This window comes from Pedobacter sp. HDW13 (genome assembly GCF_011303555.1).
Classification (GTDB): Bacteria; Bacteroidota; Bacteroidia; order Sphingobacteriales; family Sphingobacteriaceae; genus Pedobacter.
This window is the reverse complement of sequence record NZ_CP049868.1, coordinates 1083209-1107156: the sequence shown is the minus strand read 5'-3', so window position 1 is coordinate 1107156 and position 23948 is coordinate 1083209. Positions and strand designations below refer to the sequence as shown.

Annotated in this window: 17 protein-coding genes and 1 pseudogene; 12 read left to right on the top strand and 6 right to left on the bottom strand. The window is 38.0% G+C overall.

Annotated features, from left to right (window positions below):
• Window positions 1–44 precede the first annotated feature (44 nt).
• The 6 genes from G7074_RS04490 to G7074_RS04465 all read right to left on the bottom strand — a co-directional run bounded on the left by G7074_RS04490 (window position 45) and on the right by G7074_RS04465 (window position 7170).
• Window positions 45–605, bottom strand: a complete 561-nt coding sequence (locus G7074_RS04490) for a K(+)-transporting ATPase subunit C (protein WP_166207153.1) — start codon at window positions 603–605, stop codon at window positions 45–47.
• A 60-nt stretch (window positions 606–665) separates the two neighbouring features.
• On the bottom strand, window positions 666–2693 hold the full coding sequence (gene kdpB / locus G7074_RS04485) for a potassium-transporting ATPase subunit KdpB (protein WP_124558771.1): 2028 nt from the start codon (window positions 2691–2693) through the stop codon (window positions 666–668).
• 119 nt (window positions 2694–2812) lie between these two features.
• Window positions 2813–4531 carry a potassium-transporting ATPase subunit KdpA gene (gene kdpA / locus G7074_RS04480; protein ID WP_124558772.1) on the bottom strand — a complete coding sequence of 573 codons (1719 nt, stop codon included), beginning with the start codon at window positions 4529–4531 and terminating at the stop codon, window positions 2813–2815.
• A 30-nt stretch (window positions 4532–4561) separates the two neighbouring features.
• Window positions 4562–4615, bottom strand: coding sequence for a potassium-transporting ATPase subunit F (locus tag G7074_RS04475; RefSeq protein WP_240916547.1), 54 nt, complete (start codon window positions 4613–4615; stop codon window positions 4562–4564).
• Between the two features lie 289 nt (window positions 4616–4904).
• On the bottom strand, window positions 4905–6482 hold the full coding sequence (locus G7074_RS04470) for a M1 family metallopeptidase (protein ID WP_166207150.1): 1578 nt from the start codon (window positions 6480–6482) through the stop codon (window positions 4905–4907).
• A gap of 166 nt (window positions 6483–6648) precedes the next feature.
• Entirely contained in the window at window positions 6649–7170 is a 522-nt protein-coding gene (locus G7074_RS04465) for an NADPH-dependent FMN reductase (RefSeq protein ID WP_124558774.1), read from the bottom strand.
• 180 nt (window positions 7171–7350) lie between these two features.
• Here G7074_RS04465 and G7074_RS04460 point away from each other — a divergent pair, with 180 nt between their 5' ends.
• From G7074_RS04460 to G7074_RS04410, 12 genes and pseudogenes are all read left to right on the top strand, one after another.
• Window positions 7351–8154: a ParA family protein gene (locus G7074_RS04460; protein WP_124558775.1), complete on the top strand. Its 804-nt coding sequence runs from the start codon at window positions 7351–7353 to the stop codon at window positions 8152–8154.
• 7 nt (window positions 8155–8161) lie between these two features.
• Entirely contained in the window at window positions 8162–9070 is a 909-nt protein-coding gene (locus G7074_RS04455) for a ParB/RepB/Spo0J family partition protein (RefSeq protein WP_124558776.1), read from the top strand.
• Window positions 9070–9801 (top strand): DUF5683 domain-containing protein, encoded by a 732-nt coding sequence (locus tag G7074_RS04450; protein WP_124558777.1) that lies wholly within the window; start codon window positions 9070–9072, stop codon window positions 9799–9801. The genes G7074_RS04455 and G7074_RS04450 overlap by 1 nt, the downstream gene beginning before the upstream one ends.
• 84 nt (window positions 9802–9885) lie before the next feature.
• A pseudogene (gene dapB / locus G7074_RS04445) lies at window positions 9886–10619 on the top strand (4-hydroxy-tetrahydrodipicolinate reductase).
• 132 nt (window positions 10620–10751) lie between these two features.
• Window positions 10752–11945, top strand: coding sequence for a signal peptidase I (lepB, locus tag G7074_RS04440; protein ID WP_124558779.1), 1194 nt, complete (start codon window positions 10752–10754; stop codon window positions 11943–11945).
• Between the two features lie 323 nt (window positions 11946–12268).
• A complete protein-coding gene (locus G7074_RS04435) occupies window positions 12269–13456 on the top strand; it encodes an ROK family protein (protein ID WP_124558780.1) in 1188 nt (395 codons plus the stop codon).
• A gap of 121 nt (window positions 13457–13577) precedes the next feature.
• Complete coding sequence (locus tag G7074_RS26515; RefSeq protein WP_205944157.1) at window positions 13578–15188, top strand: TonB-dependent receptor plug domain-containing protein; 1611 nt, start codon at window positions 13578–13580, stop codon at window positions 15186–15188.
• Window positions 15182–16933 (top strand): TonB-dependent receptor, encoded by a 1752-nt coding sequence (locus G7074_RS26510; RefSeq protein ID WP_205944156.1) that lies wholly within the window; start codon window positions 15182–15184, stop codon window positions 16931–16933. Before G7074_RS26515 ends, G7074_RS26510 begins: the two co-directional genes overlap by 7 nt.
• Before the next feature lie 19 nt (window positions 16934–16952).
• Window positions 16953–18554, top strand: coding sequence for a SusD/RagB family nutrient-binding outer membrane lipoprotein (locus G7074_RS04425; RefSeq protein ID WP_124558781.1), 1602 nt, complete (start codon window positions 16953–16955; stop codon window positions 18552–18554).
• A gap of 58 nt (window positions 18555–18612) precedes the next feature.
• Window positions 18613–19200, top strand: coding sequence for a redoxin domain-containing protein (locus tag G7074_RS04420; RefSeq protein WP_166207147.1), 588 nt, complete (start codon window positions 18613–18615; stop codon window positions 19198–19200).
• Window positions 19200–20534, top strand: coding sequence for a cytochrome c (locus tag G7074_RS04415; protein WP_124558783.1), 1335 nt, complete (start codon window positions 19200–19202; stop codon window positions 20532–20534). The genes G7074_RS04420 and G7074_RS04415 overlap by 1 nt, the downstream gene beginning before the upstream one ends.
• A 58-nt stretch (window positions 20535–20592) precedes the next feature.
• Complete coding sequence (locus tag G7074_RS04410; protein ID WP_205944155.1) at window positions 20593–23943, top strand: VCBS repeat-containing protein; 3351 nt, start codon at window positions 20593–20595, stop codon at window positions 23941–23943.
• Window positions 23944–23948: the final 5 nt, after the last annotated feature.

Sequence of the window (23948 nt, the reverse complement as noted above, 5' to 3'; positions counted from 1 at the left end):
TCCAATAGCTATGGGATCAAGCAAGGAATGACTTTGATAGCTGTTTACAAGTTATCCAAAGCAAGATTTAACTTTAATACATTTACCGATGATGGACCAAATAAGCCCATCAGTGGTTTTAAAGTGTTCATGGCTACCAGCTCTTTTATTTTTTTCTCATCTATTTTTCTGGCTTTGGCTACTCTGGCGATTTGTATGGCAGCTCCCTGCTCTGAAATATTCGGATCTAAGCCACTACCCGATGCAGTAACCATATCGGCCGGGATAGCTGATTTTTTCAATCCGGGATTGTATTTTAATAGCGTATCAATTCTCGATTGAACATCTTTTAAATAATCGGGATTGGATGGACCTTTGTTCGAACCAGCAGAGCCTGCTGCATTGTAAGCTACAGCCGATGGTCTGCCCCAAAAATATTCGGGTTTGGTAAACGATTGACCAAGCAGGGCATAACCAACTGTTTTTCCGTTTTTGGTGATTTTTTCACCTCCACCGTTTCCTTTTGCAAGTTTACCTGCAAGCGCAATTCCGATTGGATAAATGATGCATAATAATACGATTAATACTAAGGTTAAGCGTAAAGATTGTATGATGTACTTTTTCATGATGTATGTGATTACACAGATTTTTATAATGATTTTTCAGATTTAATAGAGAACACAGGTTTATATAAATATGCCTACCATTAAATCAATTATTTTGATGCCGATAAATGGTGCTACAACTCCTCCTATGCCATAAATAAAAAGGTTTCTGCGGAGCAGTGCCGTAGCTCCAATTGGTTTGTAGGCTACACCTTTTAAAGCAAGCGGAATTAAAATCGGAATGATAATGGCATTGAAAATCACAGCCGACATGATTGCGCTTTCTGGTGTATGCAGTCCCATAATATTTAAGCTTTGTAATGCCGGTATGGAAGCAATAAACAGCGCTGGTACAATGGCAAAATATTTGGCCACATCGTTAGCGATTGAGAAAGTAGTTAACGTACCGCGGGTAATTAAGAGCTGTTTACCAATTTCCACAATCTCGATTAACTTGGTTGGGTCGTTATCCAGATCGACCATGTTTCCGGCTTCTTTTGCTGCCTGTGTTCCACTGTTCATGGCTACACCAACATCTGCTTGCGCAAGGGCAGGGGCATCGTTTGTGCCGTCGCCCATCATGGCCACCAGTTTACCCAAAGCTTGTTCATCTTTAATGTAGTTCATTTTATCTTCGGGTTTTGCCTCGGCTATAAAATCATCTACACCTGCTTTTTCGGCAATGTATTTGGCAGTTAGTGGATTATCGCCTGTAACCATTACCGTTTTAACGCCCATTTTACGTAAACGTTCGAAACGCTCGCTAATACCGGGTTTAATAATGTCCTGTAATTCGATTACGCCCAGTGCCTTTTCATTTTCAGCCACTACTAAAGGTGTTCCACCATTGGTGGCAATACTTTTTACGTGGTCTTCAATATCCGAAGGAAATACATTTCCGGCTTTTTCTACCATATTGCGGATAGAATCGAAAGCACCTTTCCGAATGCGCCTTCCATCTTTGGTATCTAAACCGCTTGAGCGTGTTTCGGCTGTAAACTTGATAAAGGTTGAGCCTTCGGGCGTAGTTAAACTTTTGAATCCCTGTTCGGCAGCCAGTTCGATAATCGATTTGCCTTCAGGTGTTTCATCAGCCAAAGAACTTAGTACGCAGGCATCGGTAAAATCTTTAATAATTACACCGGCAGTAGGGTAGAAGTTAGTGGCCTTACGGTTACCGATGGTGATGGTTCCGGTTTTGTCTAAAAGCAGCACATCAATATCACCTGCGGTTTCTACTGCTTTGCCCGATTTGGTAATTACATTAGCCCTTAAAGCCCTGTCCATTCCGGCAATACCAATGGCCGATAATAAACCACCAATTGTAGTTGGGATTAAGCAAACAAACAATGAAATTAAAGCTGCAATGGTGATTGGGGTATTGGCATAATCGGCGAATGGTTTTAAGGTAACACAAACGATGATGAACACGAGTGTAAAACTGGCCAATAGAATGGTTAAGGCAATTTCGTTGGGTGTTTTCTGGCGTGAAGCACCTTCAACCAGGGCAATCATCTTATCTAAAAAGCTTTCGCCAGGTGCAGTACTTACCTTAACTTTAATCTCGTCTGATAGTACTTTTGTTCCTCCGGTTACAGATGATTTATCACCTCCTGATTCGCGGATCACGGGTGCAGACTCACCGGTAATAGCCGATTCATCTATAGTAGCAATACCTTCTATAATTTCGCCATCGGTTGGAATGATATCACCAGTTTCGCAGATGAAAATATCGCCTTTCTGCAGCTGGCTGGAAGATCGGATTTCGGTTGCTCCGTTACTTAAAAGTACCTTTGCCGGTGTTTCTTCTCTCGTTTTACGTAAGCTATCGGCCTGGGCTTTACCTCTGGCTTCGGCAATGGCTTCGGCAAAATTGGCAAAGAGAACAGTAAGCAATAACACTAAAAAGATGAAGAAATTGTATAGCGCAGAGCCTTGTTCGTTATGGTTAAAAGAATATACCGTAACATAAGCCATTACCAGGGTGCCTATTTCTACCGTAAACATAACGGGATTGCGTACCATTACCCGTGGATCGAGTTTGATGAAAGATTGTTTTAATGCGGTTTGCACTAAAGCAGCTTCGAACAATTTATTATTGGGTTTCATTTTTATTTATATTAAGTGATTGCACAGATGAAGTGATTTCACTGATTTGTTTATGGATGTAAGGCGTTGGATGTAAGATGTATGATAGGCGTTATGTTCCATCTTACATTTACCATAGTCTATTTAAGCATAGTAAAGTATTCTGCCAGCGGACCTAAAGCCAGGGCCGGGAAATAGGATAGTGCATTTAACACCAGGATTACGGCAAAGGTCATCAGTGCAAATGTTTTGGTATCTGTTTTTAAGGTACCAGCCGATTCGGGGATGAACTTTTTACCTGCCAATAAACCTGCAATGGCTACTGGACCAATAATTGGTAAGAAGCGGCCAAGGAAAATAATTACTCCGGTTAAAACGTTCCAGAAAATGTTATTGTCACCCAGACCTTCAAAACCCGAACCATTGTTGGCGTTAGATGAGGTTACCTCGTAAAGCATTTCGGAAAAGCCATGGAACCCGGGGTTGTTTAACCAGGCTTTAGGTTGCACTGCCCAGGCAGCATTACCATGGTTAGTAAATACATAACTGGCAATTGCGGTTCCGGCCAGAATTAAGAAGGGACTTAACAAGGTTATGAGTGCCGCAATCTTAATTTCGCGCGCCTCAACTTTGTGACCCAGAAATTCGGGTGTTCGACCTACCATCAAGCCCGAAATAAATACTGCAATAATTAAATAAATGAAATAGTTTAGTAAACCTACGCCACAACCACCGTAAATGGCGTTAATCATCATGGCTAACAGCTGCCATAAGCCGGTAAGTGGCATGGTGCTGTCGTGCATACCATTAACCGAACCGGTAGAAATTACCGTAGTTAAAGTGCTCCAGTAAGCAGTTGCAGCAGGACCAAGCCTTACTTCTTTACCTTCCATAGCACCCGTAGCCTGCGAAATGCCCATTTTGGCAATGGCAGGGTTACCGCCAAGTTCGGAGGTTACGGTTGGGATCATTAGCATAAATAAACCAATGGTCATTACACCAAATATGGTCCAGGCCAGCTTTTTCCTGCGGATAAAATAACCGAAGGCAATAATCATGGCTATAGGAATAATTGTTTGTGCAATAACCTCAACCATATTGGTTATATAGCTCGGGTTTTCGAATGGGTGGGCAGAATTTGCACCAAAATACCCACCACCATTCGTACCCAGATGTTTTATGGCTATCATTTGTGCTGCGGGTCCGCGAGAAACATTTACAGTATCGCCCTGCATCGAAATGAATTGATCTTTGCCTTCGTAACTTGCTGGTGTGCCATTAAAAGTTAAGATTAAAGCAACTATAACTGATAAAGGCAATAACAAACGTGTAATGGCCTTCACAAAAAACTCCCAGAAGTTGCCCAATTGGGTTGCAGTTTTATCTCTGAAAGCTTTAAATACTACCACTGCTGCGGCAATACCTGTTGCGGCGCTCACAAACTGCAGGAACATCAGTACAAACTGCTGGGTTAAGTAACTTACGCCACTCTCACCCGAATAATGTTGCAGATTACAGTTGGCTACAAAGCTGATAATGGTATTAAAAGCTAAATCGGGAGTCATGCCGGGGTTGCCATCAGGATTGAAAGGCAGTTTATCTTGAAATATCAATACAAAAAAGCCATAAACCAGCCAGAGGATATTGATGGTTAGCAAGGCTTTTAACTGTTGTTTCCAGTTCATCTGCTCTTTAATGTTGATACCTGAAAGTTTATAGATAGCGTTTTCGAGCGGTTTTAAAAAGTCTGTCCAAACTTTTTCTCCTGCAAAAACTTTAGCCAGGTATTTACCCAAAGGAATGGCAATAATTAAGGTGAGCAGAAAGGTGGCAATGATGCCAATTAATTCAGTGTTCATTTTTTAATGTTTTAAATTCCCTTTTAGAGGTTAAAATTTTTCGGGTTTAATCAGCACGTAAATCATATAGATAAATACGGCCATAGCGATGATAAATAGTGCTAACATGTTGTTCAGATTTTTTCAAACCAATCGATAGAAAGGTAAGTTGCCCAGCAGAGCAGGATTAGGATTAGAAACAGGATAATTGTCATAACTTAAATGATTGATGAATCGCTAATGCCAAAGCTTGTGCCGTTGAAAATGCTGATCTATTTAAGTTGCTTACTTATAGTTGTTTATGTTGTTTTTTGCCTGTGTGAAAAATTTTTGACATAAAAAAACCCTTCCGTTTTGGAAGGGTTTTTATCAAAAAAGGGTGTTTGTAAAAGGATTATTTAAACTGCCCTTCCGTGTGTAACATCTTAAAAAATTGGTTGAGGTTCGATCCCAGCGATTTTTCAAAAGAGGCTTTCATGTCTTCTGGTGTTGGGTGTTTGTTTTTCCATTGAGCAAAATATGTTTTAAACGCCAGATCAATTTTATCTCTGCCGACTGCAGATTCTAATAAATATAACCAAAGTGCAGTTTTCATATAAGAAATCAATCCATATTCATCAGAAGTAGAAAAATTGGCTGCAGGTGTTTCAATAGCCGATTTCATCGGGATGCTGGACAAAGCATTATAAATACTTGCCTGAAATTTATCTGTTGGTAGTTCTTTTACCTGTGCCGGTATTGCATCCCCAAAAATCGAGTTTGCCTTATACTTCTCTGCTTCATACCTAAACTGGAAATAGGTATTTAAACCCTCATCCTGCCAGGTATGCATGCGTTCATTACTGCCCAGCATACTCATAAACCAATTGTGGCCAACCTCATGTGTAATTATTGCATCCAAACTTGTTGCTTTTGCATCGGGGCTGGTAATCAAAGTAATTGTAGGGTACTCCATTCCTCCACTAGAATTATTTTTAGGTCCTTCTATAGCCTGTACAACCGGATACTCATATTCGCCAATCCACTCGCTATATTTCCTGGTTGCATCTTTAATATAATCGATACTGTTTACCCATAGCGATTTCTTTTTATTGTGGTAATAGCTAAAAGCATCTATCATTTTACCAGAGGCCAATTTTACGGTATCATACTGGATAACCAGGTCTTTATCGGCAAACCAGGCAAAGTCGGGTACGTTATTAATGGCATAACTAATCTTTTTTGTTCCGGTTTTTGGTTCATAAAGGAACGGCTTCCCCTCCTTGTTTGCGCTATTTCTTGCACCTATCGATTTATAGATTTCGAGCTCTTCGGCATTTTGCATTACGCCTGTTGCGGCTAAAACATACGCTGCCGGTAGGGTAATGTTTACCCTGTAATCGCCATATTCACTGTAAAACTCGCCCATATCGAGGTAAGGAAATTCGTGCCAGCCATCTTTGTCAAAAACTGCGGGTTTAGGGTGCCATTGTGTAACCATAAATTGGGTTTCGGCATATCCCGAACGAGAAAAATAGCTGGGCAGCTTCACTTTAAAGTCAGAATTGATGGTTATCGAATCGCCTGGTTTTAATGGTGACGGGAGCAATACCTTAACAATATCAATGTATTGCGGATTGGGGTGTGCCTCTGTTTTTGCAGCAGCTCCATTTATTTTAAAGCTAAGATCTTCCAGATTGCCATAAGTGTATTTACTTAATTTCTTTTTTCGGGAGGGATCGTTTTTTAGTTGTTGAAATAGCGCCGTTGTTTCGTTTTTATAAGCATTGGGCCATATATGAAACCAGATAAATTCTAGTGTTGAAGGCGAATTGTTTTTGTAAACAATCGTTTCTGCACCAGTTAACGATTTTTCTGTATCGTTTAAGGTTACGTCAATGTTATAGGTAAGGTGCTGTTGCCAATACCCTTCCTGCGCAAAAATTGAAAGCGAAATAAACGAGAGTATCAGCGTTAAAATATTTTTTTTCATACCTGTTTTTTAAGCTGCCAAGTAAGCAAAAAAATGGCTGATACTAAAATGCGCTATAAAGTATATTGTTATAAGATTTTATATATGAAATTACATGGCCTGATAGTGCTCAATAGTTAGCACCTTTCAGTAGAATTTAGTGCCTTTTGTGGGAAAAAACAGAATCTTAAAAATTGATAAACTTATCAATCTGCTCGTTGGTAAACTTAATCGTATCTTCTTTTATTAAATTCCCCTCAGCATCCAGTTCTGTTTTAATGTTGGGGATATGCAGGCGCAAGGGTAAGATGTTTAAATGGATATAGTGGCAAACCCCTGTAAAGTGGTCAACGCCCCTTATGTTGCCATATTTTCCTGATGAAATGCCCACTAAAGCTGCTTTTTTATCGTAAAAACTATCCGGGAAATTGCAGGCATCTATTAATACTTTCAACACACCAGGGTAGCTGCCGTTGTATTCGGGCATAACGAAAATGAATTTTTGAGTCTCATTAATCATATCCTGGATTTTTTGGAAAGCATCCGATCTTTTGCCGTACATATCAGTATTAAGCACGTCAATAGGCAGGTGCTCCAAACTGAATACTGTAGCATTGGCACCTTTTTCTTTTAGTTGCTTTTGGTAATATTTGGCAACTTTTAACGTATTGCTATTGTACCTGTTGGTTGCGGCTATAATTGTAATCATGGATAATTGTTAATAAGATGTTCAAAACCCGAATGCGCTTGTTGCTAAAATTGCCATATAGTTTGTATCTTAGCTGATTGTGAAAAAGGCCGTAAACAACGCAAAAATAGAACTTTTTGCCAATTAAAAAGTATAAATAACACAGCCCCAGTAAACGTTAAGTAAATTTCTGATACATAGATGAGCAAAATTATTGCATTAGCAAATCAAAAAGGTGGTGTTGGTAAAACAACTTCATCAATAAACCTGGCTGCTAGTTTAGCCGTACTAGAATATAAAACTTTGTTAGTTGATGCCGATCCACAGGCAAATTCAACATCCGGTATCGGTTTCGATCCCCGGAATATAAAAGATAGTATTTATGAGTGTATTATTAATGATATCGACCCTTTACAGGCGATTCAAAAAACTGATACACCAAATTTAGATTTATTACCCGCGCACATCGATTTAGTGGGTGCGGAGATTGAAATGATTAACCTGAACAACCGCGAGTATAAAATGAAAGCGGTTTTGGAGAAAATTAAAGATCAGTACGATTTTATCATTATCGATTGTTCTCCATCATTGGGTTTAATTACCATTAATGCTTTAACAGCAGCCGATTCGGTAATTATTCCGGTACAGTGCGAGTATTTCGCCCTTGAAGGTTTGGGTAAATTATTAAATACCATTAAAATTGTACAGAACCGTTTAAATACAGATCTGGAAATTGAAGGTATTTTATTAACCATGTACGATGTGCGTTTACGTTTATCGAACCAGGTAGTAGAAGAAGTTAAAACACACTTCAACGAACTGGTTTTCGAAACCATTATTCAGCGTAACACCCGTTTAAGTGAGGCACCAAGTTATGGCGTTTCGGTAATTATGCACGATGCAAACTGTAAAGGTGCCATTAACTACCTTAACCTTGCCCGCGAAATTGTAAAAAAGAACGGCTTGTTAAAAGAAGAAGAAAATATTGGAACAGCAACTTTATAAATTATAGATGACATCTTTTCAGCGAAAAACAGGTTTAGGAAGAGGGCTAAGTGCGCTTTTAGATGATAGCGAAGCTGCTCATCCACCGAAACAGCAGGTAAATGCTGTAAGCGAAACCGAGCAGGTTGGCAATATCAGTCATGTAAATTTAACAGAAGTTGAAACCAATCCTTACCAGCCGCGTACCGAATTTGATCAGGTTGCTTTAAACGAGCTTGCCGATTCGATCAGAGTGCAGGGGCTGATTCAGCCAATTACCGTTAGGAAACTTGGCGCAAACAAATACCAGTTAATTTCGGGCGAACGTAGGTTCAGGGCCTCAAAACTGGCTGGCCTAACTCAGGTTCCGGCTTATATCCGTAGTGCCAACGATCAGCAGATGCTGGAAATGGCATTGATTGAAAATATCCAACGCGAAAATTTAAACGCCATTGAGGTGGCTTTGAGTTTCCAAAGGATGATTGATGAGGTGGGTTTAAAGCAAGAGCAATTGGGCGAACGGGTAGGTAAAAACCGTACTACGGTAACCAACTATCTGCGTCTGTTAAAACTTCCACCCGCTATTCAGGCTTCTATCCGCGATCAGCGAATTTCAATGGGGCACGCCAGAGCATTAATCAATGTAGATGGTGTAGACAGGCAGTTGTATATTCACCAGGAAATCCTTGAAAAGGGTCTTTCAGTTCGGAAGGTTGAAGAATTGGTGCGTAACTTACAGCATGTACCCTTAAAAGCAGCCGACAAACCAAAAGTAAAGGCAGTTTCTTTCCAATATCAAAAACTACAGGACGATTTGGCTTCTAAATTTGCCACCCGGGTAAAATTAAAAGTAACCCAGAATGGTAAAGGGGCAATAGAAATCCCATTTATGAGCGACGACGACCTGAACAGGATTTTAGAATTATTAGATTGGTAATGCAAAAAACGAAGCTTTTAATACTACTTTCTTTATTTACATTTTTTATTGTAAACCTGGCAAGTGCGCAGGTAAAGGATACTGTATTAAAATCTGCTGATACCACAAAAACGAAAGTGGTAGTACCAATTGGTAAGGGAGGGGCAAAGCAGCCGGTAACCCGCCAGGATTCGATGAAAGCCAAATACGTTAACCCTGGCAAAGTTGCCGGTAGAAAGGCGGTTTTTAGATCGATGATTATACCAGGCTGGGGACAGCTGTACAACATGCAATTACTTAGCGATGGTTATGGAACCAGGGCTGGCAAAAGCCAGTTTTGGCAAAAAATTTATACAGGAGGCAAAATAGCAGCCATTTATGGTGGTATTACGGTGCTTACTATGTCTTATATCGAAAGTACCAAGCAGTATAATTTATCGCTGAAAGAGCTTCAATATCGCGATTTGAATAATGGAACACCTGATCCTAATGGACCTTTCGGTGCCAGATATTCAACTTCAGGAATAACCTTACGTAAGGATACTTACAGAAGAAACAGGCAGATTGTGCTTTTCTCTTATGGTTTGGTTTATTTTGCCAATATTGTTGATGCCTATGTTGCCGCTCGACTGCATTTCTTTAACATCGATGATAATCTGGGGACCGTAAAAGTCATGCCAACAATGATCAACACGAACACGGTGTTCGGCTTCAACGCCACGCCTGCACTCAAATTATCACTCACATTTTAATCTCAATAAAACGATCATGTTATTGCCAACAACAAAATGCTTATAATTGATGATCTTTTTAATCACCTTTAATATAATATATAGATGAAAATTGCGCTTTTAGGTTACGGCAAAATGGGGCAGATTATAGAAAAATTTGCTCTCGAACGCGGTCACGAAATCGTTTTAAAAATAACTATCGATAATCAGAAAGATTTAACCCGCGAAAATTTAAAGGCTGCAGATGTTGCTATCGATTTTAGTACACCCGATTCGGTTTTAAAAAATATTGATACCTGTTTTGATGCCAATGTGCCGGTAGTTGTAGGCACAACTGGTTGGTATGGCAAATTACAGGAAGTAAAAGATGACTGCGATAAAAGTAACAATACCTTACTTTATGGGTCTAACTTCAGTATTGGCGTAAATCTGTTCTTTAAACTTAACCAAACACTGGCTAAACTGATGAATAATTATCCGGCTTACGAGGTGCAGGTAGAAGAAATTCACCATACCCAGAAACTGGATTCGCCAAGCGGAACAGCCATTACACTGGCAGAGGGATTGTTGAAAATCTTGAACGCAAACAAGAGTGGTTAAATGAAGTGGTGGGAACCGATGTAGAGTTGTTTCCGAAAGCTGATCAATTACTGATTGAGTCGCACAGGATTGAAAATATTCCTGGTACGCATACAGTAATTTACAGTAGCGAGGTTGATGAAATAGAAATTAAACATACCGCACATAACCGTGCTGGTTTTGCTTTAGGTGCAGTGGTGGCAGCAGAGTGGGTGAAAGATAAAAAAGGATTTTTCAGTATTACAGATATTTTTGAATAGGACTGGTACTAAAGCTGAAAGATCAAATCGCTAAATAAATCTGTGATATCGCTTAATCTGTGAAATCACACCAAAGGAAATGCAGATAACAGGTAGTCGATTAAATAAAATCGCAGACCAAAATTAAGATATATGAATTATAAATTCTGGCAGAGAAAAAAAGATGCCACTAAGAAGAAGAAAACGAAAACCCGCGAGTGGGTAGATGCTATTGTTTTTGCTGTAGTAGCTGCAACCATCATCCGTGTATTCTTTATCGAAGCTTATACCATTCCGTCAGGATCGATGGAGCGTTCGTTACTGATCGGCGATTTCCTTTTTGTAAGTAAGGTAAATTATGGCGCACGTATCCCAATGACGCCGGTTGCCTTTCCTTTCGCACACCACACCATGCCTTTAACAACTTCAACCAAAGCATATTGGGATGGCGTTCAATGGAAATACCACCGTTTACCGGGTTTATCAAAAATTAAAAGAAACGATGTGGTGGTTTTCAACTTCCCCGAAGGTGATACTGTTGCAGTAGAAAATCAGGTAGCCAGTTATTACGAGTTGGTTCGGAGCATGGGACGCGAGCAGGTACGCAGCACTTACACTATTGTAGATAGGCCTGTTGATAAACGCGAGAATTTTATTAAACGCTGTATCGGTATTCCGGGCGATGTAATTTCGATGAGTAACGGTATTGCCAGCATAAATGGTAAAGCCGAACCATTAAAAAATACAGGCATGATGCCATATCGTATCGAATTTAAAACAATGGATTTTAATTATTCGGCACTGGATGAATTTAAACTGAACCTCGGAAATACTCCTGCAGTGGCAGACAACACCTATATTGTTGATGCCTCATCAGAAATTGCAGATAAACTGAAAGCACTGGATTTTGTAAAATCGGTAACTTTAAGTCCCGATCCGGCTGGAGAAGTTCCGGGTGGGGTTTTTCCTAACGATCCGAAGAGAGTTTGGAATCGTGATAATTTTGGTCCGATTAAAATTCCGGTAAAAGGATGGACGGTGCAGATCGACAGTAATACAATGCCACTTTATTATCGCGCCATCAGAACTTACGAAGGCAATAAGGTAGAGCAAAAAGACGGTAAGTGGTTTATTAACGATAAGCCAGCTACAAGTTATACATTTAAAATGGATTATTACTGGATGATGGGTGATAACCGCCATAACTCTGCTGACTCTCGTTACTGGGGCTTTGTGCCTGAAGATCATATTGTTGGTAAAGCCCTGTTTGTTTGGATGAGCTGGGATAGTACAGCTTCTTTCTTACATAAAATAAGGTGGAGCAGATTGTTTATGGGAATTCATTAAACCATTTTTAATTAACTCATTTAAGGCTTGCATTTTATGCAGGCCTTTTTTTTGTGCCAAAATCACCTTTTTTTCTTAGAGTCATTAATAATACGAATTACGCTTAACTCGTATCTTTTGATCGCTGCTTCCCTTGTTAGCTAAAATAGTGCTTGGAAGCTAATCTGAGTGGGTATTTACCTATGTGATTGTTTTATTGTTTCAAATTAATTAACGATTAGTTGAAATGATAAAATGCTAATAATTGGATTTCTTTTTAATTTTTTTAAAAAGATTTCGTTTCTTTTATTTTTTTTTATAATTTTATGTAAACCAAATGTAAAATGTCAGCAACTATTAAGAAAGCACAAAGATTACGAGCCGACATCATTAAGCTGCTTTACTATAAAAAAAAATCGTCCCTAACTGATTTAAGTAAACGCACAAAGAAAAGCTTGCCGCTGATTACCTCCACTGTTAATGCTTTAATGGAGGATGGTTTAATTATCGAGCAAGGATTAGCCCCTTCAACAGGGGGACGTCGCGCATTGAATTTTTTATTGAACCCTAATTATAAAAGGTACATAATAGCTGTAGCCATGGATCAGTTAACCACCCAGTTAACCATATATGATTTGTCAAACCATCAGGTTTTGCCTACTCAGACCATTGATTTAGATATGGCTGAGGGTAAAAGTGTGGATGGGTTAATAGCTTTTATTGATGATTGTATAACAAAATCGACCATTAGCAAGGAGTATTTGTTAGGTATAGGGATAGGGATGCCGGGCTTTGTTAATGCAGAGCGTGGCGTAAACTATTCTTTTATGCAGGTTGAAGGCGATATTAGCTTGCAGGATTATTTATCTAAACAATTAAACTTACCTGTTTATATCGATAACGATTCGAGTTTGATCGCGCTGGCAGAATTAAATTTTGGTGAAGCAAGGAACTTAAAAGATGTGCTCGTAGTTAATATTGGCTTGGGTACGGGCTTAGGTTTGATTATTAACGGCAAATTATATAGGGGCAGTAGTGGTTATGCTGGCGAATTTAGTCATATTCCATTGTCTGAGTCAAATACCTTATGTTCGTGTGGTAAACGAGGCTGTTTAGAAGTAGAAACTTCTCTTTTGGTCATGGTTCAAAAAGCAGAAGCTGCGGTAATGAATGGTGAAGAAACTAGTTTAAGAACCTTATTTAAGGATGAAACTAAAAGCCATGTTGATCATTTTTTACATGCGGTTATAAAACAAGACCCTGTAGCCATTTCTATTTTGGCTGATGCAGCATTTCAGATCGGCAAGGGGTTGGCTACTTTAATACATATTTTAAATCCTGAACGGATTGTTTTAAGCGGGCAGGGTGCTAAGGCCGGAAAAATGCTGCTCCCGCCAATACAACAGGCACTAAACGAGTTTTGTATTCCCCGTATCGCCGAACAAACAGATATTAAGTTTTCTACATTAACAAATGAGGCCGAATTATTGGCAGCGGCCAGTTTAATGGTAGAAAATAGCTTATTTGATTAACTAAAACTAAACTAAATAAATATTTTTTTTTAACTAACCCCAGAATAAATGAGAGAACAAAAAGGCTGAGAAATTAAATTCGAAAATTATTTTAACTAATCTTAACTAAACAAAATAAATTATGAAAAAAATGTACTTAAGGTGTTTAAGCATATTGTTATTGTGTTTTTTAACAATAACAGCTTTTGCACAAAAGAATGTTACCGGCACGGTAAAGGACGCTGCTGGTAGCCCTATCCCCGGAGTAAGTATCCTCGAAAAGGGAACTCAAAACGGAACGTCTACCAACGCGGATGGTAAATTTAGCCTTACCGTTAAAGATGGAGCAAAATTAATTGTTAAATCTTTAGGTCTGGTAACTCAAGAGGTTTCGGCTTCTGCTAACCTAATTATTGTTATGAACGATGATTCCAAGTCACTGAACGAAGTTATTGTTACTGGCTTTGGTGTTAAAAAAGAAGTAAAAAGGTTAAGTTATTCTGCAACAGCTGTAGGTGGTGCAGAGTTAGCGCAGGCTAATAACTCCAATGTGGTAAATGCTTTACAAGGCAAGGTAGCAGGGGTTATGATTAACCAGGGTGCCAGTGGACCTCAATCTTCTTCGAGAATCAGAATCAGGGGTAACTCATCTTTAAGTTCAAATACCCAACCTTTAGTGGTTTACGATGGTATATTACTTGATCAAGGTACTTCCGGAGCAGATTCATGGGGTGATGCAGCAGATTTTGGTAACATCATGAAAAACATTAACTCTGATGATATCGAAAGCATTAGTGTATTAAAAGGAGCTGCTGCGTCGTCACTATACGGTTCTAGAGCTGCGGGTGGTGTACTCCTTATTACTTCTAAGAAGGGTAAAGCTACCAAGGGTTTAGGCGTAACCGTATCGCAAACCAGTTCTTTCGATGATGCTTATAAATTTGTAGATCTTCAAAATGAGTATGGAGGTGGAATTTCACCTGTATTTGCAAAAGATGCAAATGGGATGGATGTTGTTGATCAGCAGGCTGGTTATTATGTAGGTGGATATTCTTTTGGACCTAAATTGGATGGAAGAATGGTTAAGGATTTAGATGGGGTAGTTAGACCATGGGTAGCCAATAATCCATTAGATTATTTTAATACAGGAAAGTTTATCAATACTAACGTATCGGTTGAAGGTGCAAATGAAAACACAACCTATCGTTTAGCTTATACCAATTTATATAATTCAAGTGTTTTACCTGGTAATAATTTAAAAAGAGATGCGTTTGCACTTAGGGTAACCCGGGTAATTTCAAAAGCAATTTCGGTTGATGCGAGTATAAATTATACTATGTCGAATTCATTAAATCCGGCAAGACAAGGAAGTGCGAATAACCCTTTATTTGCATTTACTTATTATAAACCCAGAAACGTAGATTTAAGTACCTATATTAATAACAATATCAATCCGGTAACGGGCGGTGCTTTAGGCTCTAGCAATCGTAATCTTTACGATCCTTATGGTATCGGATCATTTGCATTTGGACTTGAAAATGATAACAGAACTCAAAAGGAAAATAATTTGTTAGCCAATATTGATGTAAATATCAAAATCCTTCCATGGCTTTCTGCTTTGGTAAGAACCAATACAAACTTTTATAATATTGCCTACGAAAGAAAAAATAGAGGTAGTGGTGTTGCATTCTCGGGGGCGATTATGAAATATCACAAAATACCAATAAATCTTATCGTATTCAGGGCTTGTTAAATGCAAGTAAGCAGTTATCAAATGATTTTGAATTGAATGCCTCAATAGGAGCGGAAACTTATCAAAAAAACCTTGGTAACTCTGCTTTTTACAACAGATCGTACACCAATGGCGGGCTTAAAATTGCCGATGTATATTCTATTGCAAACTCAATTAATCCAGCATCAACAAGTGCCTATCCAAACTTAGGTGAGCGTACTGATGCGGTTTATTTGTATGGTGATATTACTTGGAAAAACATGTTAACCTTAAACTTTAGCGGTAGAAATGACTGGTCATCGGCACTCACTTATAGAGATGGTCACGGTAATTATTCATACTATTATCCAAGTGTAGGTTTGTCGTGGATCTTTACCGAATTACCTGCATTCAAAAATAGTTCGATACTCTCTTTTGGTAAGTTAAGGGCAACATACTCAGCTACTGGATTATCAGCAAAACCGCAGCAGACTAATACTGATGGGTATTATAAATTACAGGATGGTACTTTTAATAATGCGAATGGCGGTAACCAATCGGTTTATGGGTTTAGCGACAATATTCTTAAAAACAACAATTTAAAGAATGAGTTAACCAAGGAACTGGAAATTGGAACCAATTTAGGATTCTTAAAGAACCGTATCAACATTGATTTTGCTTATTATAAGAAAAATTCTTATAACCAAATTTTGAGTTTTTCTTTGCCACAAGAATCTGGTGTTAATTCACAAGCTTTAAATGCAGGTAACATCCAAAATCAAGGTATTGAAGTTTTAGTAACTGGAAAGCCAATCGTATCAAAAGATTTTAACTGGAATGCCTCAGTTACTTTTACACGTAACCGCAACAAAATCATAGAATTGGCACCTGGAGTTGAAAACTACGACCTGGATTTAGCTTTTGGTAACGATATCACTTCGGTTGCCAGAGTAGGCGAAATATATGGCTCATTGATTACGGGTTCTGCTTTTTCATATTATCAAAAGAAAGATGCAAGCGGCAATCCAATTGCCAGCCCAAGCAACGGCAAAAAAGTATTGGGTAATACAGGTTATGGAACCACTGGTGGTTATTACACTTTTGTAAGATCTCAGGATTATGACGGTACTAAGAAAAATTTAGGTACTATGATGGAGAATTATCTTGCAAGTACCAGACAAGAGTTATCTTATAAAAACTTTACGTTAGGTTTTCAGATCGATGCAAAAATTGGAGGTTTAATGGCTTCAGGAACCCATCAATATGGATCTGCTAATGGTTCGTTTGCGAATTCACTTTTTGGTAGAGATGAAGCATCAGGTGGTGTAACTTATACGGATGCGAACGGCATGGTACAGCATGATGGTATTATTCCGGATGGTGTATTAAACGATGGATTAAAAGCTAATGGAGTAGATTTAGGTGGAATGACTTATGCCGATGCGGTTAAACAAGGTTTGTTAAAGCCAATTCCGGCTTATGCTTATTATGAAAACTTAAGTCAATGGTCAAGTGGTATCAGAGAGTATTCAGTATTTGAAAATTCATGGGTAGCACTTCGCGAGATAACTGTAGGATACAACGTGCCTAGCAAATATTTAAGTAAATTAAAGATCAATACTTTAAGCTTAAATTTAACAGGTAGAAATATCGCCTATTTGTATAAAACAGCGAAGGATGGTATTAATCCTGAAAGTATTTTTAGCAATAGAGCAGGTGCTTTTGCTGAATATGGTGGCTGGCCTTTGGTTAGAAGTTTAGGTTTTAATATCAGGGCGTCGTTTTAATTATTAAAGAAATACAGATATGAAGACTATAAATAAAACAAAAATATATTTCCTGATGGTTTCAGGCTTGCTTGTAGCGGGCGGCTGTAAAAAGGAGAGCTTTGTAGAGGCAAATTTGAACCCTACTACGTTATACGAAGTTAAACCCGAAGATCAGTTTCTTCGTGCGGCAGTGGGTTCGCAAGACGATTTCGAGTATTTTGCGGATGTTTACCGTGCGTCCAATTTATGGATGCAATATGCTACGTTGAGTACAGGAAATGGGTTAAACTTTAATAATGTTGGCTCACAATTCAACACCCGTTACGGTAAAATATTTTATGGCAGATTAGGTCCGGCTTTAGTCGATGCAATAAAAAATATTGAAGCGATGCCTGATGCTGATAAAAATGCCAGGGTAAACATGAAAGCAATTTCACAAATACTTTTATCGTATTACGCATTCTACGTGAGCGATATTAACGGAAGTATTCCCTACGCTCAGGCTTTTCAGGCGAGATATGGCGGTACTACAACGCCAGCTTACGATACCCAACAGGCGATATTTGCAAAGGTTGATGCCGAATTAAAAGCAGCAGTAACTACTTTAAAAAGCAATGCAGCCGGGCAGATCAGCCTTGGAGGAAATGATCCTTATTTTAATGGAGATGCTACACTTTGGGCTAAAGCAGCAAATGCATTACGTTTAAAAATAGCCATACGCTTAATTAAGGTAGATCCTACCAAAATGAAAGCAATTGCTACAGAAGTATTAGCTGATCCGGTGCAAATGTCGGGTGTTAATGATTCATGGATGCTTAAAGTTGGCCCATCTTATGCAGATGGTGGCGGTAACTTTAGCCCTGCAAATTTTGCAGCAGGTAAACCTGTATTGGATTTTATGGTAGCAAAAGGCGACCCGAGGTTATCGGCCTTCTATCGTCCAAATGCAGCAGGAAATTATGTAGGTAGTTTTACCAGCCCTGATGAAGCTAAATTACCTGCAAATGCACCATTATATGCATCTATTAACAATTTATCGCAATTGCAGCACAGGTTATTTACACCTAACTTTAATGAAAGTGATGGCTTAGGTGCTGGTACAGGCAAAGGATTTTATCCTGTTTTAACTTATGCTGAGTATTGCTTTTTGCGTGCAGACCTTGCAGCTCGTGGTGTTACCACAGATGTGGCTGAAACCTGGTATAAAAATGGAGTTTATGCTTCAGTTCAATTCTATAGCGATAGAGCTGTTGACGCCAAGGTAGCAAACTTTAACGCAGTAACCACTCCTGCCATTGATACCTACTACAACAAAGTGGGCGTTAAATTCGATGCAACTAAAGCAACTGATCAAATTGCATGTCAGGCTTATCTTGATTTTTTCAGACAACCTTTAGAAGCATGGGCATGGTGGAAAAGAACAGGTTTTCCTAATACTACATCAGTGTTAGCTTGGTCTGACTTGAAAGCAAACGGTACACCACTTGTTTTAGCACGTAGAGCAGGTATTGATTTGTTAAGCACTACCAATTTAAACTATGCAAATCAGCAGGCAGCTATTGCCGAAATGGCTAAAAATCCTGATTTTGGAAGCGGACCAAACGATGCCTTTGGTCGCGTTTGGTGGGATAAAAAATAATCACTAAATTAAAAGAACCCTTAGTAGCTTTATTAAGGGTTCTTTTTAATTAAAAGCAATGAAATTATTTAATGTTTTTTTTCGACTGATTTTTTTCTTAACCATAGCTCTTGTTCCTTTATGGATTCAAGCCCAGGGAAATCTAGTATCTGCTACCAAAATAGAGACAATCAAATTGGTAAATTTAAGCGGAAAAGAAAGCCGTATTAATCTAGATAAAACAATAGTTATTGTATTTTTAAGCCCTGAGTGTCCTTTATGCAAAAATTATTTGCCTGGCTTGGTAAAACTTCAAAACGCCAATAAACAGATTAATTTTTATGGCGTGATCCCAGGTAACAGCTATTCATTAAAAGATATAACTGAGCTCAAAAACGAATATGGTATCAACTTCGATTTATTAACAGACCGGAATAAGAAATTGTCAAAATATTTAGGTGCTACCACCACACCCGAAGTTTTTTTAATAAATAAAATGGGAGTTATAATGTACAGTGGATTAATTGACAACTGGGCATCCTCACTCGGTCAAAAACGGCTGGTAATTACAGAAAAATACCTTGAACAAGCTATAAAAGACCAAATAAACGGCAAACAAACATTTAAAAAAACGATCCCTGTTGGATGCTTAATTAACGATATATAATGAGTCTGAAATCTTTACTATTATTAAAAAGTATTGCTGTTGTAATGGGTGTATTATCTATTTTGAATAGTGCAAAAGCCCAAAAAATAACTTACTATAAAGATGTTGCACCCATTATTCAGAATAAGTGTCAGTCCTGCCATAGGCCTGGTGAAGCGGCTCCATTTTCATTATTAACCTATGAAGATGTTGCAAAAAGAGCTTCTTTTATAAAAAAAGTAACGCAGTCTGGTTACATGCCACCGTGGAAACCAGATAATCACTATCGGTTATTTAAGAACGATAGATCTTTAACCAATGAAGAAAAGCAAATCATAGTTAAATGGGTTGATGCTAAAATGCCGATGGGCGACGCAGGTGAAATACCAAAAATTGCTGTTAAAACATATATAGAAGGCACTCAGTATTCAAGAAAACCTGACCTTGTTTTAAAAACAACCTCAGCATTTAAAGTATTAGGCGATAACAAAGAACGGTTTATCGTTTTTAAAATCCCTTTTGATATTGGTACAGAAAAAAATGTAGAAGCAATAGAGTTTTTTTCGTCCAATAAGAAGGTTGTGCACCATGCCAACTTTGCTATTCACCCTGTGGCTAGTGATGTAGACATTAACCAGGGAGCTGAATTTTTGAATTTAACAGAAGACGATAGAACCAAGTATTCTCAATATTTCCCCTTTAAAAAAACGATGACCTATTATGGGGGCTGGATTCCAGGCACCTCTTACGAATCTTATCCCAATAACTTTGGCTGGGTTATGCCAAAGCGCGGTGTCATATTGTTAACCATACATTATGCTCCGGTTTCAAAAGAAGAAGAGAATATTTCGGGTGTAAATTTCTTTTTTAAGAAAGCACCAATTGAAAGAAAGGTTGAGGTAATTAGTTTAGGATCGGCGGGTGTAGGCGAAAAGTCTATTGAGCCTTATTTTTTTATTCCAGCTGATTCGGTAAGGAAGTTTGAACTAAAAATTACCACTCCACAAGACCAATCTCTGTTATATATTTGGCCTCATATGCATTATTTGGGTAAAGTGTTTAAATCATACGCCGTTACACCTAAAAAAGATACCATACAGCTTGTTTCCATCCCTTCTTGGGATTTTAGATGGCAGGAAATATACCAGTTTAAAAAATTGGTGAAAATTCCGAAAGGCTCCATATTAACAATAGAGGGTACATATGACAATACTAAGGAAAATCCTCATAATCCCAGTAGTCCACCACGAAACGTTTACTCAGCAAATGATATGAAATCTACCGACGAGATGCTGACTATGTTACTTGTGTTTTTGCCTTATAAAGAGAATGATGAACAAATTGTCTTAAAGTAAGTAGACTTACAAAGAATAGTGTAGTTTAATTTTTTGGCCTGATCTAATAAAAATTATCATGAAAATAACAATGTGGTTATCTGCACTTCTATTCTCAGTGCTGGCGTTTGTTGTTAAAAATGCCAATGGCCAAACGCCTTTATTTACTTTATTATCTGCAAAGGAAACCAATATTGATTTTGTAAATAAAGTAGTCGAAACCGATTCGTTACATATTATGAATTATGAATATTTGTATAATGGATCGGGGGTTGGTGTGGCCGATTTTAATGGCGATGGCTTACCCGACATTTTTTTTTCAGCCAATGAGGTAGATAATAAATTATACCTTAATAAGGGCAATTTAAAGTTTGAAGACATTACCAATAAGGCTCATGTAAGTGGAAACGGTACCTGGGCAACGGGAGTATGTATTGCTGATGTAAATGCAGATGGGCTGCCTGATATATACGTTTGTCATTCTGGTAAATTTCCAGATAACAAGCTTAAAAATGAACTATTTATTAATCAGGGAGTAAAAAGTGGCGTGCCAGTTTTTAAAGAAATGGCTGAGGCCTATGGTTTGGATGCGCCTGGAACTCAGTCTACCCAGGCTGCATTTTTTGATTATGATAATGACGGTGACTTAGATATGTTTTTACTAAATCATTCTAACCAAACCTATAAACCCTTTTTAAATACCAAAAAAGTTCGTTCTACACCCAATATGAAATTCGGGAATCGTTTATTTAGAAATGATTCTAAAGGCAATCAATTTCATTTTACAGATGTTACATTAACCTCCGGGATAATTAATAATGCCTTAAATTTTGGATTAAGTGTTGCTGTAAGCGATTTAAATAACGATGGATGGCCTGACATTTATACCTCGAGTGATTATACCGAGCAGGATTGCCTTTATATGAACAATAAGAATGGCACTTTTTCAGAAAGTATCCGGAAATCTATTAAGCATATCTCCAAATATTCAATGGGATCGGATATTGCCGATTATAACAACGATGGCCGCCCGGATATTATCACGCTTGATATGCTACCCGAAGATAATCATCGACAAAAGTTACTTAAGGGACCAGATGAATATGACCAGTATCATTTGCTAATCGACAGCGGTTATTATCAACAGCAAATGAGGAATATGCTTCATTTAAATGAAGGGCTTGCCGAAGATGGTAGTTTACGTTTTAGTGAAATCGGTCAGCTGGCTGGTGTTTCTAATACCGATTGGAGCTGGGCACCTTTATTTGCCGATTTCGATAATGATGGCTGGAAAGATTTATTTGTTTCCAATGGTTATTTAAGAGATTTTACAGATATGGATTTTCTTAAATACACAGTTGCCAACGCACAAAAAGAATCTCTAAAACAAGGTAGTTTAAAATTCCAGACTTTCGATTTGGTGAAAAAAATGCCTTCTAATAAAATATCAAACTATATTTTTTCTAATAATCACGATCTGACCTTTACCAATAAAACAGTCGAGTGGGGCATATCTGCACCTTCAGTTTCAAATGGTGCTGCTTATGCTGATTTAGATAATGATGGAGATCTGGATTTGATCGTTTGCAACATCAACTCGCCGGTAATGGTGTATAAGAATAATTTAGAGCTACAAAAACCAAATTATTTAAAGATTAACCTTAAAGGAGCAGGACTAAATACAGCAGCAATAGGTGCTAAAATTTATGTTAAAACAACCGATAATCTGCAGTATCAGGAAAAATATGTAGTTAGGGGTTATCAATCCAGTGTAGATCAAAGCATCTGTTTTGGTTTAGGCAAAAATACCAACCTCAGTTATGTGAAAATTATCTGGCCAGATGGCAGGGAAAGTTTGATGGAGCATGTAAAAGCAAATCAAACATTAACCATTAGTCAGGAAGAGGCTATTGATAAAAAAACAAATATTGTTAAGGTAAAACCACTATTTGTTGATGGTACAACAGAATCGGGATTAAAATTTAAACATACCGAAAACGACTTTGTTGATTTCAAAGGTGAAACCCTGTTACCTTATCAGTTATCCAAATATGGGCCTGCTTTGTGCAAAGCTGATGTTAATCAGGATGGTGTAATGGATGTTTTTATTGGTGGTGCAATTGGACAGTCTGGTCGGTTGTTTTTAGGAAATAAGCAAGGAAATTATAGCCAGAGCTCAAGCCAACCTTGGGATGAAGATAAAGCCAGTGAAGATGTTAATGCTATTTTCTTTGATGCAAATGGTGATGGGAGTCAGGATTTGTGGGTAGTTAGTGGTGGAAATGAATATGATGAAAATGCTCCTGAATATCAGGATCGGTTATATTTAAATAATGGAAAGGGAATATTTACTAAGGTAAATGATGCGTTACCCAAAATGTGGAGTAGTAAACAGGCAATCAGTATTGCCGACTACGATAAAGATGGAGATTTAGATGTTTTTGTTGGAGGTATGAGTAAACCTGGATCATTCCCTTTATGTGGTAAAAGTTATTTATTACGCAATGATTCAAAAGGTGGGGTTGTAAAATTTACTGATGTAACAAAAGAAGTTTCTCCTGAATTAGAGTATGTTGGGATGACTGTAACGGCTGTATGGCAGGATTTGAATGCTGATGGATATCCTGAGTTGTTAATTGGAGGAGATTGGATGCCATTAAAGAAATTTAAAAATAATCATGGAATTTTACAATACGACAAAGCGTCTGGTTTGGAAAATACAGATGGCATGTGGAGTAAAATTGTACCTATTGATGTAAATAATGATGGTGCCATTGATTTTATCGTGGGAAATTGTGGTCTCAATAATCAGTTTAAAGCCAATGATCAGCAACCATTAACCATTTATGCCTCAGATTTTAATGGCGATGGGGTAATAGATCCGATTATGTGCTACTATATTCAGGGTAAAAATTATCCAATGGCATCCAGAGATGAGCTGCTCGATCAGATGGTGCAGTTAAAAAAGCGATTTTTAAATTATAGTGCTTATTCAGATATAACAATAGATCAGCTATTTAAACCTGAGCAGTTGGACAAAAGTCAAAAATTTTTCTGTAAGAAACTCGAAACATCTATTTTATTAAATGATGGAACTGGAAAATTTACGATCAAATCACTCCCGATTGAAGCACAGTTTTCGCGAACATGGGGCATTGTTGTAGATGATTTTAATAAGGACGGAAAAGATGATATTCTTTTGGCAGGCAATTTTTATCCTTACAGGGTACAGCTTGGTCAGGCAGATGCCAGTTTAGGATTACTTTTAATTGGAAATGGGAAAGGTGATTTTAAACCATTAGCTCCTTATGATTCAGGATTATATATCGATGGCGACGTTAGAAATATGATTGAAATTAAAGAAGGTACAAAAAAAATCATTGTAGTTAAAAATAATGATCAGGTTGAACTTCTAAAAGTTAATAATTAAAACCA

Bases quoted from the DNA above. Each gene is read 5' to 3' on its own strand.
- G7074_RS04435 (WP_124558780.1), top strand. From the start codon at position 12,269: ATGTCAGCAACTATTAAGAAAGCACAAAGATTACGAGCCGACATCATT.
- G7074_RS04470 (WP_166207150.1), bottom strand. From the start codon at position 6,482: ATGAAAAAAAATATTTTAACGCTGATACTCTCGTTTATTTCGCTTTCA.
- kdpA (WP_124558772.1), bottom strand. From the start codon at position 4,531: ATGAACACTGAATTAATTGGCATCATTGCCACCTTTCTGCTCACCTTA.
- G7074_RS04490 (WP_166207153.1), bottom strand. From the start codon at position 605: ATGAAAAAGTACATCATACAATCTTTACGCTTAACCTTAGTATTAATC.
- G7074_RS26515 (WP_205944157.1), top strand. From the start codon at position 13,578: ATGAAAAAAATGTACTTAAGGTGTTTAAGCATATTGTTATTGTGTTTT.
- G7074_RS04410 (WP_205944155.1), top strand. From the start codon at position 20,593: ATGAAAATAACAATGTGGTTATCTGCACTTCTATTCTCAGTGCTGGCG.
- kdpB (WP_124558771.1), bottom strand. From the start codon at position 2,693: ATGAAACCCAATAATAAATTGTTCGAAGCTGCTTTAGTGCAAACCGCA.
- lepB (WP_124558779.1), top strand. From the start codon at position 10,752: ATGAATTATAAATTCTGGCAGAGAAAAAAAGATGCCACTAAGAAGAAG.
- G7074_RS04420 (WP_166207147.1), top strand. From the start codon at position 18,613: ATGAAATTATTTAATGTTTTTTTTCGACTGATTTTTTTCTTAACCATA.
- G7074_RS04455 (WP_124558776.1), top strand. From the start codon at position 8,162: ATGACATCTTTTCAGCGAAAAACAGGTTTAGGAAGAGGGCTAAGTGCG.
- G7074_RS04425 (WP_124558781.1), top strand. From the start codon at position 16,953: ATGAAGACTATAAATAAAACAAAAATATATTTCCTGATGGTTTCAGGC.
- G7074_RS04460 (WP_124558775.1), top strand. From the start codon at position 7,351: ATGAGCAAAATTATTGCATTAGCAAATCAAAAAGGTGGTGTTGGTAAA.
- G7074_RS04450 (WP_124558777.1), top strand. From the start codon at position 9,070: ATGCAAAAAACGAAGCTTTTAATACTACTTTCTTTATTTACATTTTTT.
- G7074_RS04465 (WP_124558774.1), bottom strand. From the start codon at position 7,170: ATGATTACAATTATAGCCGCAACCAACAGGTACAATAGCAATACGTTA.
- G7074_RS04415 (WP_124558783.1), top strand. From the start codon at position 19,200: ATGAGTCTGAAATCTTTACTATTATTAAAAAGTATTGCTGTTGTAATG.